The organism is Shinella lacus, assembly GCF_010994755.1.
In the GTDB taxonomy this organism is placed as follows: Bacteria; Pseudomonadota; Alphaproteobacteria; order Rhizobiales; family Rhizobiaceae; genus Shinella; species Shinella lacus.
In genome coordinates this window covers 66,461-82,793 of record NZ_WHSB02000004.1, presented here as the reverse complement: position 1 = coordinate 82,793, position 16,333 = coordinate 66,461, and the positions used below count along the sequence as shown (strand labels likewise).

General features: G+C 64.3%; 13 protein-coding genes. 9 read left to right on the top strand and 4 right to left on the bottom strand.

Features of this window, described 5'->3' with window-relative positions; genetic code table 11:
* Positions 1-30: 30 nt before the first annotated feature.
* The 8 genes from GB927_RS11810 (at position 31) to GB927_RS11775 (ending at position 10,706) form a co-directional block, all read left to right on the top strand.
* The gene (locus GB927_RS11810; RefSeq protein WP_256117097.1) at positions 31-1,290 is read left to right on the top strand and encodes an ABC transporter substrate-binding protein; all 1,260 of its coding nucleotides are present in this window, start codon (positions 31-33) and stop codon (positions 1,288-1,290) included.
* A gap of 286 nt (positions 1,291-1,576) precedes the next feature.
* Positions 1,577-2,527, top strand: a complete 951-nt coding sequence (locus tag GB927_RS11805) for a carbohydrate ABC transporter permease (protein ID WP_256117095.1) — start codon at positions 1,577-1,579, stop codon at positions 2,525-2,527.
* A 15-nt stretch (positions 2,528-2,542) separates the two neighbouring features.
* Positions 2,543-3,382: a carbohydrate ABC transporter permease gene (locus GB927_RS11800; protein WP_256117094.1), complete on the top strand. Its 840-nt coding sequence runs from the start codon at positions 2,543-2,545 to the stop codon at positions 3,380-3,382.
* Positions 3,379-4,434 carry a Gfo/Idh/MocA family protein gene (locus GB927_RS11795; RefSeq protein ID WP_256117093.1) on the top strand — a complete coding sequence of 352 codons (1,056 nt, stop codon included), beginning with the start codon at positions 3,379-3,381 and terminating at the stop codon, positions 4,432-4,434. Before GB927_RS11800 ends, GB927_RS11795 begins: the two co-directional genes overlap by 4 nt.
* A gap of 10 nt (positions 4,435-4,444) precedes the next feature.
* A complete protein-coding gene (locus tag GB927_RS11790) occupies positions 4,445-5,446 on the top strand; it encodes an ABC transporter ATP-binding protein (RefSeq protein ID WP_256117091.1) in 1,002 nt (333 codons plus the stop codon).
* Positions 5,447-5,637: 191 nt separating this feature from the next.
* A complete protein-coding gene (locus tag GB927_RS11785) occupies positions 5,638-6,924 on the top strand; it encodes an efflux RND transporter periplasmic adaptor subunit (protein ID WP_500809271.1) in 1,287 nt (428 codons plus the stop codon).
* Positions 6,925-6,935: 11 nt separating this feature from the next.
* Positions 6,936-10,073: a multidrug efflux RND transporter permease subunit gene (locus tag GB927_RS11780; protein WP_256117089.1), complete on the top strand. Its 3,138-nt coding sequence runs from the start codon at positions 6,936-6,938 to the stop codon at positions 10,071-10,073.
* Positions 10,074-10,079: 6 nt separating this feature from the next.
* On the top strand, positions 10,080-10,706 hold the full coding sequence (locus tag GB927_RS11775; RefSeq protein WP_256117088.1) for a TetR family transcriptional regulator: 627 nt from the start codon (positions 10,080-10,082) through the stop codon (positions 10,704-10,706).
* Here the strand turns inward: GB927_RS11775 and GB927_RS11770 are convergent.
* Genes GB927_RS11770 through GB927_RS11755 form a run of 4 tightly spaced genes read right to left on the bottom strand, consistent with a single transcriptional unit; the run spans position 10,676 to position 15,326 of the window.
* Positions 10,676-10,933: a hypothetical protein gene (locus GB927_RS11770; RefSeq protein WP_256117087.1), complete on the bottom strand. Its 258-nt coding sequence runs from the start codon at positions 10,931-10,933 to the stop codon at positions 10,676-10,678. The genes GB927_RS11775 and GB927_RS11770 overlap by 31 nt on opposite strands.
* A 1-nt stretch (position 10,934) precedes the next feature.
* Positions 10,935-12,158, bottom strand: a complete 1,224-nt coding sequence (locus GB927_RS11765) for an aminomethyl transferase family protein (RefSeq protein WP_439655492.1) — start codon at positions 12,156-12,158, stop codon at positions 10,935-10,937.
* A 5-nt stretch (positions 12,159-12,163) separates the two neighbouring features.
* Positions 12,164-13,720, bottom strand: coding sequence for a phytoene desaturase family protein (locus GB927_RS11760; protein ID WP_256117085.1), 1,557 nt, complete (start codon positions 13,718-13,720; stop codon positions 12,164-12,166).
* A complete protein-coding gene (locus GB927_RS11755) occupies positions 13,707-15,326 on the bottom strand; it encodes a phytoene desaturase family protein (RefSeq protein WP_256117084.1) in 1,620 nt (539 codons plus the stop codon). Before GB927_RS11755 ends, GB927_RS11760 begins: the two co-directional genes overlap by 14 nt.
* Positions 15,327-15,489: 163 nt before the next feature.
* On the opposite strand from GB927_RS11755, the gene GB927_RS11750 reads away from it, so the two are divergent.
* Positions 15,490-16,308, top strand: a complete 819-nt coding sequence (locus tag GB927_RS11750; RefSeq protein ID WP_256117083.1) for a methyltransferase domain-containing protein — start codon at positions 15,490-15,492, stop codon at positions 16,306-16,308.
* Positions 16,309-16,333 lie beyond the last annotated feature (25 nt).

The following is a 16,333-nucleotide window of genomic DNA, read 5'->3' as shown; positions in this document are numbered from 1 at the left end:
GCGCTGCGGCGCATAAAAGGGGAGAATGAAATGACACGCAACGCAATCAAGGGGCTGCTCCTTGCAACGAGCATTCTCGGCACGGCCGGGCTCGCGCAGGCGCAGGACGTGACGCTCACCATCGAAAGCTGGCGCAACGACGACCTGTCGATCTGGCAGGAAAAGATCATCCCGGCCTTCGAAGCGAAGAACCCCGGCATCAAGGTCGTCTTCTCGCCGACCGCGCCGACCGAATATAACGCCGCGCTGAACGCCAAGCTCGATGCCGGTTCCGCAGGCGACCTCATCACCTGCCGTCCGTTCGACGCCTCGCTGGAACTCTTCAACAAGGGCCACCTTGCCAGCCTGAACGACCTGCCGGGCATGGAGAACTTCTCCGACGTCGCCAAGTCCGCCTGGACGACGGACGATGGCGCGACGTCGTTCTGCGTGCCGATGGCCTCGGTCATCCACGGCTTCATCTACAACAAGGATGCCTTCGACCAGCTCGGCATCGCGGTTCCGGCGACGGAAGCCGAATTCTTCGCCGCCCTCGACAAGATCAAGGCCGACGGCAACTTCATTCCGCTCGCCATGGGCACGAAGGACCTCTGGGAAGCCGCGACCATGGGCTACCAGAACATCGGCCCGACCTACTGGAAGGGCGAGGAAGGCCGCAAGGCGCTCATCAAGGGCGAGCAGAAGCTGACCGACGAAGGCTGGGTCGAGCCCTACCGCGTGCTGGCCAAGTGGAAGGATTACCTCGGCGACGGCTTCGAAGCCCAGACCTATCCGGACAGCCAGAACCTCTTCACGCTCGGCCGCGCTGCCATCTATCCGGCCGGCTCGTGGGAAATCGGCCTGTTCAACACCCAGGCACAGTTCAAGATGGGCGCCTTCCCGCCGCCGGTGAAGAATGCCGGCGACACCTGCTACATCTCCGACCACAACGACATCGGCGTCGGCCTCAATGCCAAGAGCGCCAATTCGGAAGCCGCAAAGAAGCTCCTGACCTTCATCGCGTCCCCCGAATTCGCCGACATCTACGCCAACTCGCTGCCGGGCTTCTTCAGCCTGAATTCGACCGCGGTGAAGATGGCCGATCCGCTCGCCCAGGAATTCGTTTCCTGGCGTGAAAAGTGCCAGCCGTCGATCCGCTCGACCTACCAGATCCTGTCGCGCGGCACGCCGAACCTCGAAAACGAGACCTGGACGGAATCCGCCAACGTCATCAACGGCACGGATACGCCGGAAGTGGCTGGCGAGAAGCTCCAGAAGGGCCTCGATAGCTGGTACAAGCCGGCCAAGTAAGCCTCAGTTTCGGCTGCTGAATTCTGCTTGAGGCGCAGGCGATGCCTGCGCCGGCCCTCTCCCCATAAATCCTGGGGGGAGGGATTTGAGGCAGTGCTGCTCGAAGCGACCGGCGCATGCCATATCCCTTTTCGTCCCGGTGGACAGAGGGTGCCGAAGGGCAAATTCGGGGAGCGACCCCGGCACTATCGTGTATGCTGAAATCGTCATGTGCGGCACAACCGCCGCGCACGGCGTTCGTGCATGCGGACGTCAACGAACAAGAACCGGAGGGGCGAGCTGGGCCATGACCGACATACCTTCTTCTCATGATGCAACAGGGCTGATCAAGCGGCCGAAGCGCTGGCATATCGGCGTTTTCCTGCTGCCGGCCTTCATCGTCTATTCGGCGGTGATGATCCTGCCGCTTATCGAGACGCTGCGCCTCTCGCTGTTCAACACGGTGGACGGCCAGTCGACCTTCGTGGGCCTCGGCAATTTCAAGGTGTTGTTCGGCGACGAGCGCTGGTCCGAGGATTTCTGGAACGCGCTGAAGAACAACGTCATCTTCTTTATCATCCACATGCTGGTGCAGAACCCGATCGGCGTGGCGCTCGCGGCCATGCTGTCGATCCAGAAGCTGCGCTTCGCGGCCTTCTACCGCACGGCGATCTTCCTGCCGACGCTTTTGTCCTTCGTCATCGTCGGCTTCATCTGGAAGCTGATCCTCTCGCCGATCTGGGGCGTGTCGCCCTACCTGATGGATCTTGTCGGCCTGAAGTCGTTCTTCTCGCCCTGGCTCGGCAAGCCGAACTCGGCGCTGATCGCGGTGTCGCTGATCTCGGTCTGGCAATATGTCGGCATCCCGATGATGCTGATCTATGCGGCGCTGCTCAATATCCCCGAAGAGGTGATCGAGGCCGCCGAATGCGACGGTGTGACGGGCTGGAGCCAGTTCTGGAAGATCAAGCTGCCGCTGATCCTGCCCGCCATCGGCATCATCTCGATCCTCACCTTCGTCGGCAACTTCAACGCCTTCGACCTGGTCTATACCGTGCAGGGCGCGCTCGCCGGGCCGGACGGGGCGACGGACATTCTCGGCACGCTGCTCTACCGCACCTTCTTCGGGTTCCAGCTCCAGCTCGGCGACCGCTCGATGGGGGCGACGATCGCGACGGTCATGTTTCTCATCATCCTCGCCGGCGTCTCGCTGTATCTCTTCGTCATCCAGCGGCGCATCCGCCGCTACCAGTTCTGATCGGGAGGGCCGGATATGTCCAAAGCACGCCATTCGCTGACCCGTACCGGGCTCGTCCATCTGGCGCTGATCGGCTACGCGGTGATCTCCATCTTCCCCGTGTTCCTGACGCTGATCAACTCGATGAAGGATCGCAACGCGATCTTCCGCAATCCCATGCAGGTGCCGACTTTCGAAACCTTCGACCTCGTGGGCTACACGACGGTGCTGGGGCAGGGTGATTTTGCGACCTACTTCCAGAACAGCTTCATCGTGACGGTGGTCTCCATCGCGCTCGTGCTGCTGTTCGGCGCCATGGCCGCCTTCGCGCTTTCGGAATACCGCTTCCGCGGCAACATGCTGATGGGGCTCTACCTCGCCATCGGCATCATGATCCCGATCCGCCTCGGCACGGTGGCGATCCTCCAGGGCATGGTGGCGACGGGGCTGGTCAACACGCTGACGGCACTGGTGCTCGTCTATACCGCGCAGGGCATTCCGCTCGCCGTCTTCATCCTGTCGGAATTCATGCGGACCGTCTCCGACGACCTGAAGAATGCCGGGCGCATCGACGGGCTTTCGGAATATTCGATCTTCTTCCGCCTCGTCCTGCCGCTCGTCAGGCCGGCCATGGCGACGGTCGCGGTCTTCACGATGATCCCGATCTGGAACGACCTGTGGTTTCCGCTGATCCTGGCGCCGAGCGAGGCGACCAAGACGGTGACGCTCGGCTCGCAGATCTTCATCGGCCAGTTCGTCACCAACTGGAATGCGGTGCTTGCGGCGCTGTCGCTCGCGATCCTGCCGGTCCTCGTCCTCTACTTCATCTTCTCGCGGCAGCTGATCCGCGGCATCACCTCGGGAGCAGTCAAGTGAGTTCTGCCATTCGCGTTCTTTCCGCCGGCCTCGGCAATATGGGCCGCAGCCATGCGCTCGCCTATCACGAAAATCCGGGTTTCGAGATCGTCGGGCTCGTCAACCGCTCGAAGGTTCCGGTTCCGGCCGGGCTCGAAGGCTATGAGATCCTGCCCTCCTTCCACGAGGCGCTGAAGGAGCTGAAGCCGGAGCTCTGCTCGATCAACACCTATTCGGACAGCCATGCCGAATATGCCATCGCGGCGATGGAAGCCGGCGCCCATGTCTTCGTGGAAAAGCCGCTGGCGACCACGACGGCGGATGCGGAGCGGGTCGTCGCCTGCGCCCGGGAAAACGGCCGCAAGCTGATCGTCGGCTACATCCTGCGCCACCATCCGTCCTGGATGCGGCTCATCGAGGAAGCCCGCAAGCTCGGCGGTCCCTATGTGTTCCGCATGAACCTGAACCAGCAGTCGAGCGGGCCGACCTGGGCGACCCACAAGGCGCTGATGCAGACCACACCGCCGATCGTCGACTGCGGCGTGCACTATCTCGACGTGATGTGCCAGATCACCGACGCGAAACCCGTCGAGGTGCGCGGCATGGGCCTGCGCCTTTCGAACGAAATCGCGCCGGACATGTACAATTACGGCCATCTCCAGGTGTTTTTCGACGACGGCTCGCTCGGCTGGTACGAGGCGGGCTGGGGGCCGATGATCTCCGAAACGGCCTTCTTCGTGAAGGACGTCATGTCGCCGAACGGCTCGGTCTCGATCGTCATGGACCCGAACGCCAAGTCCGACGACATCGACACGCACACCAAGACCGCGGTCATCCGCCTGCACAATGCGGCCACTGGCCCGGACGGCAAGTTCCTGTCGCCGGACGAGGACCTGCGCATGGCGGGCGAGCCCGGCCACCAGGAACTCTGCGACCGCGAACAGGCCTTCGTGCTGAAGGCGATCCGTGAGGATATCGATCTCTCGCGCCACATGGACGATGCGGTGCAGTCGCTGAAAATCTGCCTCGCGGCCGATGAAAGTGTCAGAACCGGCCAACCGGTCAAGCTTTAAGGGGATATCAGTGGGCTCTCTTCAACTTAAATCCGTGCGCAAGTCCTTCGGCAATGTCGATGTCATCAAGGGCATCGACCTCGACGTGCAGGACGGCGAATTCGTCATCTTCGTCGGCCCCTCCGGCTGCGGGAAATCGACGCTTCTGCGCATCATCGCCGGCCTTGAGGATGCGACCTCCGGCTCAATCAGCATCGACGGGACGGAAGTGGCGACCGTGCCGCCGGCCAAGCGCGGCATCGCCATGGTGTTCCAGTCCTACGCGCTTTATCCGCACCTGACGGTGAAGGACAATATGGGCCTCGGCCTCAAGCAGGCGGGCACGCCGAAGGCGGAGATCGAAAGCCGCGTCGACAAGGCGTCGAACATGCTGTCGCTGGACAAATACCTGGCCCGCCGCCCGGCCGAACTGTCCGGTGGCCAGCGCCAGCGCGTCGCGATCGGCCGGGCCATCGTGCGTGAACCGAAGTTGTTCCTGTTCGACGAGCCGCTTTCCAACCTCGATGCGGCGCTGCGCGTCAACACCCGCCTGGAGATCGCGAGGCTGCATCGGGAACTCAAGGCGACGATGATCTATGTCACGCACGACCAGGTCGAGGCGATGACGCTGGCCGACAAGATCGTCGTGCTGGATGCCGGCGTGATCCAGCAGATCGGTTCGCCGATGGAGCTCTACAACCGGCCGGCCAACCTCTTCGTTGCCGGTTTCATCGGGTCGCCGGCGATGAACTTCATCGATGCGGGCCGGCTCGGTATTGCCGATGCGAAGACCATCGGTATCCGGCCGGAGCACCTGGCCCTGTCGCGCGACAGTGGCGAGTGGCAGGCAAAAGCCGTGCATGTCGAACACCTTGGCGCCGACACGATCGTTTATCTCGAATCGGAAAAGGTGGGCTTCTTCACCGTCCGCCTGTTCGGTGAACATCACTATGCCGTCGATGACGTGGTCTTCGCCACGCCGGGCGCCGGCCAGTTGCATCGTTTCGATGCGAACGGCAAAGCGATACGTTGAGGACCCTCATCACGATCCGGTGATCAGGGTGGATTGCGGCAAGTCGAGCTGTGATCTACGATTGTCAAACGTCAGAAACTAACATACAGCCTTGTTTGTATGTTGCGGTGCGGTGGTCCTGTGATCACCGCACCTTCATGTTTTCAGCACCCTGCCGCCAATTCCGGCCGGCACTGCCTATGGAAGAACCCATGCGTTTCGCGAAACCGATTTCGATTGTGACCTTTGGCGCCCTTTTGATTCTCGCCGGCTGCCAGGAAGAACAGGCACAGCAGGGAGGCGCTGCATTTCCGCCGCCGCAGGTGGCCGTGGTCACCGTGAAGGCCGAGGACGTGCCGATCACCAACGACCTGCCAGGCCGCATTGCCGCGACCCGCACGGCGGAAGTGCGCCCGCGCGCGACCGGCATCATCATCGAACGCATCTTCGAGCAAGGTTCGCTGGTCAAGGAAGGCGACGTTCTCTACCGCATCGACCCGGCCTCGTTCCAAGTACAGGTCACCAGCGCCGAAGCGACGCTGCGCCGCGCCAGGGCCGTGCAGGCCCAGGCGCGCAACACCGCCGACCGCCAGGAGCAGCTTCGCAAGTCGAATGTTGCCTCCGCGCAGACCTACGACGACGCCGTAGCGCAGCTCGCACAGGCGGATGCCGATGTTGCGATCGCCGAGGCGAGCCTGGCGACCGCCAAGCTCAATCTCGAATATACCGACGTCAAGGCGCCGATCAGCGGCCGCATCGGGCGCGCGCTGATCACCGAGGGTGCGCTGGTTTCGGCCAACGGCACGGAAAATCTCGCGACGATCCAGCAGCTCGACCCCGTCTATGCCGACTTCACCCAGTCGGCGACGGACCTCATCCGGCTGCGCAAGGCGTTGCAGGACGGCGCCCTGATGGCTGACAACAATTCTGCGAAGGTCAAGCTGGTGCTGGACGACGGCACGGCCTATGCGCATCCAGGCAAACTGCTGTTCTCCGAAGCCGCCGTCGACGAGACGACCGGCCAGGTGACGCTGCGCGGCGAGTTCCCGAACCCGGACGGCGACCTGCTGCCGGGCATGTATGTGCGCGTGCAGATCGAGCAGGGCATCGAGAAGGACGCCGTCATCGTGCCGCAGCAGGCGGTGCAGCGCGACGCTTCGGGCAGCGCGCTCGTCTACGTCGTTTCCGCCGATAACAAGGCCGGCACCCGCAGCGTGCGCGTCGGCCGCGCCGCCGGCACGAACTGGGTCATCACCGATGGCCTGAAGAACGGCGAAAAGATCATCGTCGAGGGCTTCCAGAAGGTTCAGCCGGGCGGCGAGGTCGTGCCGGCCGAATGGGACCCGAACGCGGTTGCCAGGGACTCGCAGCCGGCTGCCGAAGGTGATGCTGCCAAGGCCGGTGAAGCCGGCAAGGCTGAAGACGGTGCTGCAAAGACCGACGAGGCTGGCAAGGCGGAAGGCGGCGAGGACGCTGCCAAGACCGAGCCGGCGAAGTGAGGATCTGAACGATGCCCAGTTTTTTCATCGACAGGCCGATTTTCGCCTGGGTCGTCGCGATCTTCATCATGATCGCCGGCGCCATCTCCATCCCGCTCTTGCCGATCGCGCAATATCCGGACGTCGCCCCGCCGCAGATCACGGTATCGACGACCTATTCCGGCGCGTCCTCACAGGACACCTACCAGAGCGTCACCAAGCTCATCGAGGATGAGCTGAACGGCGTCGAGGGCATGCTCTATTTCGAATCGACCTCGAGTGCCTCGGGTTCGGCTGAAATCAACATCACCTTCGCACCCGGCACCGATCCGAGCCAGGTCTCGGTCGACGTGCAGAACCGCGTCAGCCGCGTTGAGCCGCGCCTGCCCGATTCCGTGCGCCGCCAGGGCGTGCAGGTCGAAGAGGCCGGCTCCGGCTTCCTGTTGATCGTCGCGCTGACCTCCACCGATGGCTCGATGGATGCCATCAGCCTCGGCGACTACGTCAACCGCAACGTCCTCTCCGAAATCCAGCGCGTGCCCGGCGTCGGCCGTGCGCAGCTTTTTGCCACGCAGCGCTCCATGCGCATCTGGCTCGATCCCGCCAAGATGCTCGGCCTCAACCTGACGGCCGCCGACATCACCGCCGCCGTCCAGGCGCAGAACGCACAGATCGCGGCCGGCAGCATCGGCGCGCAGCCAAACCCGATCACCCAGCAGATCGCGGCACCCGTCAACATCAAGGGCCAGCTCACGACGCCGGAAGAGTTCGGCGCCATCGTGCTGCGTGCGAATGCGGACGGCTCGGCTGTGCGCCTGCGTGACGTCGCGCGCATCGAAGTGGGCGGCGAGACCTATTCCTTCTCGACGCGCCTCAACGGGCAGCCGTCGGCCGCCGTCGCCGTGCAGCTTTCGCCGACCGGCAACGCCATGGCGACCTCGGAGGCGATCAAGGCGCGCATGGACGAGCTTGCGGAATTCTTCCCGCCGGGCCTCGAATATTCGACGCCCTACGACACTTCGCCCTTCGTCAAGGTGTCGATCGAGAAGGTGCTGCACACGCTGCTTGAAGCCGTCGGCCTCGTCTTCCTCGTGATGTTCCTGTTCCTGCAGAACATCCGCTACACGATCATCCCGACGCTCGTCGTGCCGGTCGCCCTTCTCGGCACCTGCGCCGTCATGCTCGCCATGGGCTTCTCCATCAACGTGCTGACGATGTTCGCCATGGTGCTCGCCATCGGCATTCTCGTCGACGATGCGATCATCGTGGTGGAGAACGTCGAGCGCATCATGTCGGAAGAGGGGCTGCCCCCGAAGGAGGCGACCCGCAAGGCGATGAAGCAGATCACCGGCGCTGTCATCGGCATCACGCTGGTGCTTGCCTCGGTGTTCATCCCGATGGGCTTCTTTCCGGGCGCCGTTGGCGTCATCTACCAGCAGTTCTCGCTGACGATGGTCGTCTCGATCCTGTTCTCCGCCTTCCTCGCGCTCTCGCTGACACCGGCGCTGGCGGGCAGCTTCCTGAAGCAGGTTCCGAAGGGGCACCACCACACCAAGCGCGGCTTCTTCGGCTGGTTCAACCGCGGTTTCGACCGCTCTTCGAAAGGCTATAGCGGCAGCGTGAGCTGGTTGATCCGCCGCACCGGCCGGTTCATGGTGATCTACCTCGCCATCCTCGCCGGCCTCGGCTACCTGTTCATGAAGCTGCCGTCGTCGTTCCTGCCGGACGAGGACCAGGGCTTTGCCATCGTCATGATGCAGCTTCCCTCGGAAGCGACGGGCCACCGGACCGACGAAGTGCTCACTCAGGTCGAGCAGATCTTCGGCAAGGAGCCCGCGGTCGAGACGATCGTCGGCATCAACGGCTTCTCCTTCTTCGGTTCGGGGCAGAACGCGGGCCTGGCCTTCGTGACGCTGAAGGACTGGAGCGAGCGCGGGCCGGAGAACTCGGCGCAGGCGATTGCCGGACGCGCCAGCATGGCGATGAGCCAGATCAAGGATGCGATCAGCTTCGCGCTGTCGCCGCCGCCGATCCAGGGTCTCGGCACGACGGGCGGCTTCTCGTTCCGTCTGCAGGACCGCGGCGGCCTCGGCCAGCAGGCGCTGTCGGCCGCAAGTGCCCAGCTTCTCGGCCTTGCGGCCCAGAGCAATGTGGTTGCGGGCGTGCGCGTCGAGGGCATGCCGGATGCGGCGCAGGTCAATGTCGTGATCGATCGCGAGAAGGCCAACACCTTCGGCGTGACCTTCGCCGACATCAACTCGACGATCTCGACCAATCTCGGCTCAACCTATGTCAACGACTTCCCGAATGCCGGGCGCATGCAGCGCGTGACGGTCCAGGCGGATCAGAACGAACGCATGCAGGTGGCCGATCTCTTGAAACTCAACGTGCGCAATTCGAGCGGGGGCATGGTGCCGCTCTCGGCCTTTGCGACCGCGGAGTGGACGATGGCGCCGACGCAGACGGTCGGCTACAACGGCTATCCCGCCGTGCGCTTCAGCGGAGATACGAAGCCCGGCTTCTCCTCCGGTGATGCGATTGCGGAAATGCAGCGGCTTGCCGCCCAGCTTCCGCCGGGCTTCGGCTACGAGTGGACGGGCCAGTCGTTGCAGGAAATCCAGTCCGGTTCGCAGGCGCCGATCCTTGTCGGCCTGTCGATCCTCCTGGTGTTCCTGTGCCTTGCGGCGCTCTATGAAAGCTGGTCGATCCCGTTTGCTGTCATCCTCGTCGTGCCGCTCGGCGTCATCGGCGCGGTCATCGCGGTGACGCTGCGCGACATGTCGAACGACGTGTACTTCAAGGTCGGCCTGATCGCGATCATCGGCCTCTCGGCGAAGAACGCGATTTTGATCATCGAGTTCGCCAAGGAGCTGATGGAGGACGGCAAGTCGCTGATCGATGCGACGATCGAGGCCTGCCACCTGCGTTTCCGCCCGATCCTGATGACCTCGCTTGCCTTCACGCTCGGCGTTCTGCCGCTCGCGATCGCGACGGGCGCAAGCTCGGGCAGCCAGCGTGCCATCGGCACCGGCGTGATGGGCGGCATGATCACCGCCACGGTGCTCGCCATCTTCTTCGTGCCGATCTTCTTCGTCTTCGTGATGAAGCTGTTCGGCTACGGCAAGAAGAAAAAGGAGGAGCCGGCTCCGGTCGCAAGCCCGGCGGAGTAGGCCGCCATGCGCCGGACCAAGGCAGAGGCCAAGGAAACCCGCCAGCAGATCCTGCTGGCGGCCGAAAAGGTCTTCTACGAAAAGGGTGTCGCCCATGCCTCTATGGAGGATGTGGCGCGCGCCGCGGGGGTCACCCGCGGCGCCATCTACTGGCACTTCGCCAATCGGGCGGATCTCGTGCTGGAACTCTACAACTCGCTGCCCATGCCGCAGGAAGATCTCATCGCCCGCGAATTGGAGGCGGAGAACGCGGATGTCTTCGGCGTTCTGGAGCGGGTGGGCCGGGAATGGCTGGAACTGCTCGCCACCGACGAGCACCGCCAGCGCATCCTCTCGATCCTGCTGCGCTGCGATACAAGCGGCGAATTCGCCGCCATTTCCGAACGCCAGAACGATCTCGACGACGAGCACATGCAGGCGCTGGAAGCCGCCTTTGCCAAGGCGGAGGGCCAGGGCAAGCTCGACGGCGCCTGGACGCCACGCTCCGCGGCGTCCATGTTGCGCTGGGTCATCAAGGGGCTATGCTCGGAATGGCTGCTGTTCGGCCGCCGCTTCGACATTGCCAGCGAAGGCAAGGACGCTCTACACCGGCTGTTTGCGACCTATGCCTCGCACGCGCCGTCAGCGCGATAGGCCTCCAGCCGCGCGATCCAGTCGGCGCCGATCTTCCAGCGCCTGAGCACCGAAACCGGATCTTCCGCATCGAGTCGCGAACAGATGCGGTAGATTTCCAGCACTTCCGGCGTCATCTCGCCGCGCTGGCAGAAATACATCGCCGCCGCATAGCGCGCCCGCCCGGACCATTCGGCGCCGGGTGGTGTCGCGATGATCTGCCAGTTGCAGCGGGTTTCCTCGTCCATGTTACTTGAGGCCGGGCGGTGTGGCCGTGCGGCGGGCGAGCTTGACGAAGGGCCGCGGCACGATCTTCGCGCGTTTCATCATCTTCTGGTATTTCAGCTCCCGCATCGCATAGATCTCCACCCACAGGTCGTCCGTGAACTTCGAGCCGTAAGGCCGTTCGAGGCTGGCGATCGCGATGTTGCGCTTGGCCGTCGGCGACCAGATCGCGGCGGTGACGAGGCCGGCCTCGTGTTTCTGGCGATGATAGACGAGGGCATGCTCGGCGGGAATATTCCCTTCGATTTCAAGGCCGACGAGGATGTGCTTCAGAGTTTGATTCCGCCGCGCATCGAGGATCGCGCGCCGCCCGTTGAAGTTCGGCTTGTCGGGATCGACCAGCCATTCCAGGCCGATTTCATCAGGCATGCGCACCCGGTCGGCGCGCAACGCCCCTTCGGCAGTGACAAAATCCGCATTGGCGACGATGAAGCCCGTCTCGATGCGCGCCTGATCCAGCGCGCCGAAGCCGATCGCGCGGATGGCGTGTTCCTGCCCGGCATTCCACAGGCGGTCCCACAGCGAGAGCGCTTTTGCGCGCGGCACGAAGAGTTCGTAGCCGAGGTCGCCGGTGAAGCCGGTGCGCGAGATCGTCACCGTGCCGTCCTCATGCGGGAAGGTGGCGATGTCGAAGGGTTTCAGTTTTTCCGTGCCGACGAAGCCGGCGTCGCGCAGCACCGCATGGCTGGTCGGTCCCTGCAAGGCGAGGCCGGCGATCTCCTCCGTCTCCTCGCGGATATCGACGGAAAAGCCGAAGGCGCTATCGAGCAGCCAGGGCAGATGGCGTTCCTGGCAGCAGAGGCGGAATTCCTGCTCGCCGAGGCGGAAGAGCGTGCCGTCGTCCAGCACATGGCCGTGGTCGTCGCACCAAGCGGTGTAATGCACGCGGTTGACGCCGAGTTTCCGCACGTCGCGCAGCGTCAGGCGGTTGAGGTAGCGTTCGGCATCCGCGCCGGTGATGCGGTATTTCACCATGGGCGAGATGTCGAAGAGCGCGGCGGTGGAGCGGATGGCGAAATATTCGAGCTCGCCGTCGAACAGCGAATGCGGCGCCTTGTAGCCCGCCCAGTTGTACCAGTCGTTGACTTCGCTCAGCGCCATCAGCCGGTCGTGGAACGGCGTTTCCAGGCGGGGCAGGCGGATATGGTCGCGGGCGGCGCGGCGCAGTTCGGCGGCGGATTTTGTCATGGCGTTCATGCTTTCGCTCCCGAAAGGATGTGGCGCGCGGCGTTCCAGCCTGGCAGGCCGGAAATGCCGCCGCCCGGATGCGCGCCGGCGCTCGCGAGATAGAGCCCCTCGATTGGCGTTTTGTAACCGGAGGCCGCACTGGTCGGTCGGTTGATCAGCAGTTGGTCGGCTTGCAATTCGCCATGATGCCAATGCCCGCCAGGCAGATTGTACTCCGCCTCGATATCGACCGGCGTCATCAGGCTGGCGGCGACGACGGATTTTCCGATGCCCGGCGCGTGACGCTCCAGCGTCTCCAGCACGATCTTCAGGAAAGCCGGTTTGCCAGCCTCCCAGCCCGCCTTGAGGCGATAGGGCGCGTATTGCACGAGCGCCGAGAGCGTGCAGCCGCCGGCCAGCGCCAGCGAGGGATCGGCAAGGCTTGGCAAGGTTATCTCCATGACCGGATCGGTGGAGAACTCGCCGTACTTGGCCGGGTTGAAGGCGCTTTCCACCTGCTGCATCGAGCGCACCAGCACGATGCGCCCATTGCGGGCCGCCGCCGGAAGGCCTTCGAAATTCGGGACACTGTCCAGCGCGAGGTCGAGCTTGGCGACATTGCCGTAGCTGCGCACGTTCTTCACCGAGCGCACGAAGCCGGTGCCGCTTTCGGCGGGATCGACAAGGTTGAGGAAAGTAGTCTGCGGGTGGATCGCCGAGACGACAATGGGGGCGGTGATCTCCGTGCCGTCGCGCGTGACGACACCGCTGGTGCGGCCGCGGTCGGCGAGGATGCGGCCGACGGGCGTGCCACAGCGGATGGTCACGCCGGCCTTTTCCGCCGCGCGCACGAAGGCGGGGGCGACGCTCGCCATGCCGCCGGACGGCACATATTGGCCGCCCGTCTTGCCGGCCACGTCGCCGGTCAGGCGATAGTAGAGGCCGAGCAGCGAGGTGGGGGAGCGTGGGCCGAGATGCACGCCGAGCGTCGCGTCGAAGGCGACGAGGCCCTTCAGGCGGTCGTCGGTCAGATATTCGTCCGCCACGTCGGCGACGTTCATCAGCAGCATGCGCAGGAAATCGCGGCCTTCGCTGCGGCCCTTGCGGATCAGCCCGAGGCCGGCGGCGGCAAAGGTCGCGAAATCGCCGAGCGCGATGGCGCCGATCTGCGGCGGCGGGCGGCGCAGGAAACGCTTCAGCACGCCGGCCTGGAAGGCGAGCTTCGTGCGCATGGCGGCGAACGCGGCGGCCTCTTCGGCGGAGACGCCGTCGATGGTCTCGCCATAGGCACCCTTGAGCACGACGGCCTTGCCTGAGCCGTCGAGCACGGTCGTTGGCAGCAGCGTCTCGCCGCCTGCAAGATCGAGGCCGAGGTCGCGGGCGACTTCGGCATCCAGCCGGTTGACGAGATGGGCGAGGCCGGCGGAGCGGAAGCCGGGGGCGAATTCGCGGCCCCGGGTCGCGCCGCCCGGTTCGTTCGCTGCTTCCAGCACCAGCACCTTGCGGCCGCCCTTGGCGAGGCGGGTGGCGGCGGCGAGCCCATTGTGGCCGGCGCCGATAACGATCGCATCAAATGACGTCATGGGCTTTGCTCATCTGTTCGGGGGTACGCTTCAGATCGCGCAGGATTTCGGCGGCGGCGTTGCGGCCGGGCGCGCCCATCACGCCGCCGCCCGGATGGGTGGAGGAGCCGCACATGTAGAGCCCGTGAATGGGGCTGCGATACTGGGCATAACCCGGCACCGGCCGGTTGAAGAGAAGCTGGTCGAAGGTGAGTTCACCCTGGAAGATGTTGCCTTCTGTGAGGCCCACCTCATTCTCGATTTCGCGCGGCGTGCGCACTTCCATATGCACGATGCGCTCGCGAAAGCCCGGCGAATAGCTGGCGATCTGGCTGATGACGGTTTCGGCGAAGGCGTCGCGGTCGGCATCCGTCCAGTCGCGGCCCTCCACCTTCGGCGGGCAATATTGCACGAAGCAGCTCATGAAATGTTTGCCGGGCGAGGCCATGGTCGGGTCGAGCGTCGTCGGGATGACCATGTCGAGGAAGGGATCGGTCGACCAGCGCCCGTCCTTCCAGTCGTCATAGGCGCGCTCCATGCGCTCGATCGAATCGGTGAAATGCATGTCGCCGCGCATGCAGGAGGAGCCCTCGGGGAGCGCCGGGAATTCCGGCAGGCTGTCGAGCGCGATGTTCACCTTGCCCGACGAGCCGCGCATCTTGAAATGCTTGACGCGGTGGACGAAGTCGCCGGGCAGCGCGTCCTCGTCGACGAGTTTCAGGAAGGTGCGCTTCACATCGGCACTCGAGACGACGAGATCGGCGCGCACCTCGTCGCCATTGGCGAGCACGACGCCCGTCGTGCGGCCGCCGCGGGCGAGGATCTTCGAGACTTCGGCATCGGTGCGGATCACGCCGCCGGCAGCCTCGAAGGAGCGGGCGAGGGCCTGCGTCACCGCGCCCATGCCACCGCGGGCATAACCCCAGGCGCCGACCGAGCCGTCCACTTCGCCCATATAGTGGTGCAGCAGGACATAGGCCGTGCCGGGCGACATCGGGCCGAGCGCGGTGCCGATGATGCCGGAAAGGGCGAGGTAGGCCTTGATGACGTCCGTCTCGAAATATTCATCGAGATAGTCGGAGATCGACATGGTCCAGAAGCGCAGCGTCTCGGCCATTTCGTGCGGGCTGAACTCGCCGAACTTCTTGGCGAGATAGAGCAGCTCGGAAATGTCGCGCGGGCGGAAGCTGAACGGGTCGGGTGCGGTGCGCATCAAGAGCGGCTGGATGAAGCGGCACTGGCGGGTGACGTCGCGAGCGTAGCGCTCGTAGGCTTCCGCGTCGCGCTTCGAATAGCGCGCGAATTCGCGGCGGTGGCTGTCGTGGTCGCGGTAGGAGGCGAGGTAGTCGCCGTCGCGGGTGAAGACCGCGCCACCCTCGTAGGCGATGACCTGGAGGCCATGTTTCGGCAGTTCGAGGTCGCGCATGATCTCGGGCCGGAACAGCGAGCAGACATAGGAACAGTTGGAATAGAGGAAGCCGGGCGTGAGCTCGCGGCTGGTCGCGGCACCGCCGACCCACCCATTCTTTTCCAGCACCGCGACCTTGAGGCCGGAGCGCTGGAGATAACACGCCGTGACCAGCCCATTATGGCCGCCGCCGACGATCAGGGCGTCGTACTTTTGCATTTTCGATGTCTCCCTTGTTTCTAAAAGCTGCATCAAAAGCAAAATGTTGTCCAGAGATTCTGAATGATCATTCAGCAAGTATCTTGCAATCTCCTGATTATGCGCTAGAATTTCGACCCATCGACAAGCGCACGGCCACGCGGCCGCTAGGGTGACGGAGGCCATGACGGCGACGGTTGAGGACGGTGCGGCCCTGGAGCCCGAATATGACGAGGCGGCGATCCGCTTTCTCGGCGTGCTGTGGGGCGAGGGCTATCTTTCGCCCGGCGGGCCGGCGGAGGTCGATCGCGTGCTTTCCGGCGTCGCGCTGCAAGGCCGGCATGTTCTCGATTTCGGCTGCGGTGCGGGTGGCATCACCCTGCATATCGCCAGGACCTATGCGCCGGCCGAAATCGTCGGCTACGATGTCGAGCAGCCGGTGATCGACCGGGCGCGTGCGGCCGCGATCGCCGCGGGGTTTTCATCCGTCGCGCACTTCGTTTCCAGCCCGCCCGGCCGGCTGCCGTTCGACGACGGGCAATTCGACGTCATCTTCTCCAAGGATGCGATGATCCATGTGCGCGACAAGGAGGCGCTGTTTTCCGAGCTTTTTCGCGTGCTGAAGCCCGGCGGGGTCTTTGCCGCATCCGACTGGCTGATCGCCCATGACGGCGAGCCGAGCCCCGAGATGAAGGACTATATCGCCGCCGAGGGCCTGAGCTTCGGCATGGCCTCGTCGCGCCGCTACCTGCGCGCGATGGCGGCGGCGGGGTTCGTGGACGGCGCGGTGGAAAGCCGCAATGCCTGGTATCGCGACGTGGCGCGCGAGGAGCTCGCGCGACTGAAGGGACCGCTCTACGCCGCCGCGGTGGCGGCCGTGGGCGAAGCCCATGTCGAGAAGAATATCCGCACTTGGACGGCCATGCAGAAGGTTCTTGACAGCGGGGAGCATTGTCCCACTCATCTGCGCGGCAGCAAGCCGGCCGCGGGAGTGAGCCCGTGACCGTGCTGCTCAGAAATCCCAAGGG

Excerpts from the sequence above, each read along its gene's own strand:
- GB927_RS11810 (WP_256117097.1), top strand. The coding sequence starts at position 31 with ATGACACGCAACGCAATCAAGGGGCTGCTCCTTGCAACGAGCATTCTC.
- GB927_RS11805 (WP_256117095.1), top strand. The coding sequence starts at position 1,577 with ATGACCGACATACCTTCTTCTCATGATGCAACAGGGCTGATCAAGCGG.
- GB927_RS11800 (WP_256117094.1), top strand. The coding sequence starts at position 2,543 with ATGTCCAAAGCACGCCATTCGCTGACCCGTACCGGGCTCGTCCATCTG.
- GB927_RS11785 (WP_500809271.1), top strand. The coding sequence starts at position 5,638 with ATGCGTTTCGCGAAACCGATTTCGATTGTGACCTTTGGCGCCCTTTTG.
- GB927_RS11780 (WP_256117089.1), top strand. The coding sequence starts at position 6,936 with ATGCCCAGTTTTTTCATCGACAGGCCGATTTTCGCCTGGGTCGTCGCG.
- GB927_RS11775 (WP_256117088.1), top strand. The coding sequence starts at position 10,080 with ATGCGCCGGACCAAGGCAGAGGCCAAGGAAACCCGCCAGCAGATCCTG.
- GB927_RS11770 (WP_256117087.1), bottom strand. The coding sequence starts at position 10,933 with ATGGACGAGGAAACCCGCTGCAACTGGCAGATCATCGCGACACCACCC.
- GB927_RS11765 (WP_439655492.1), bottom strand. The coding sequence starts at position 12,158 with ATGACAAAATCCGCCGCCGAACTGCGCCGCGCCGCCCGCGACCATATC.
- GB927_RS11760 (WP_256117085.1), bottom strand. The coding sequence starts at position 13,720 with ATGACGTCATTTGATGCGATCGTTATCGGCGCCGGCCACAATGGGCTC.
- GB927_RS11755 (WP_256117084.1), bottom strand. The coding sequence starts at position 15,326 with ATGCAAAAGTACGACGCCCTGATCGTCGGCGGCGGCCATAATGGGCTG.
- GB927_RS11750 (WP_256117083.1), top strand. The coding sequence starts at position 15,490 with ATGACGGCGACGGTTGAGGACGGTGCGGCCCTGGAGCCCGAATATGAC.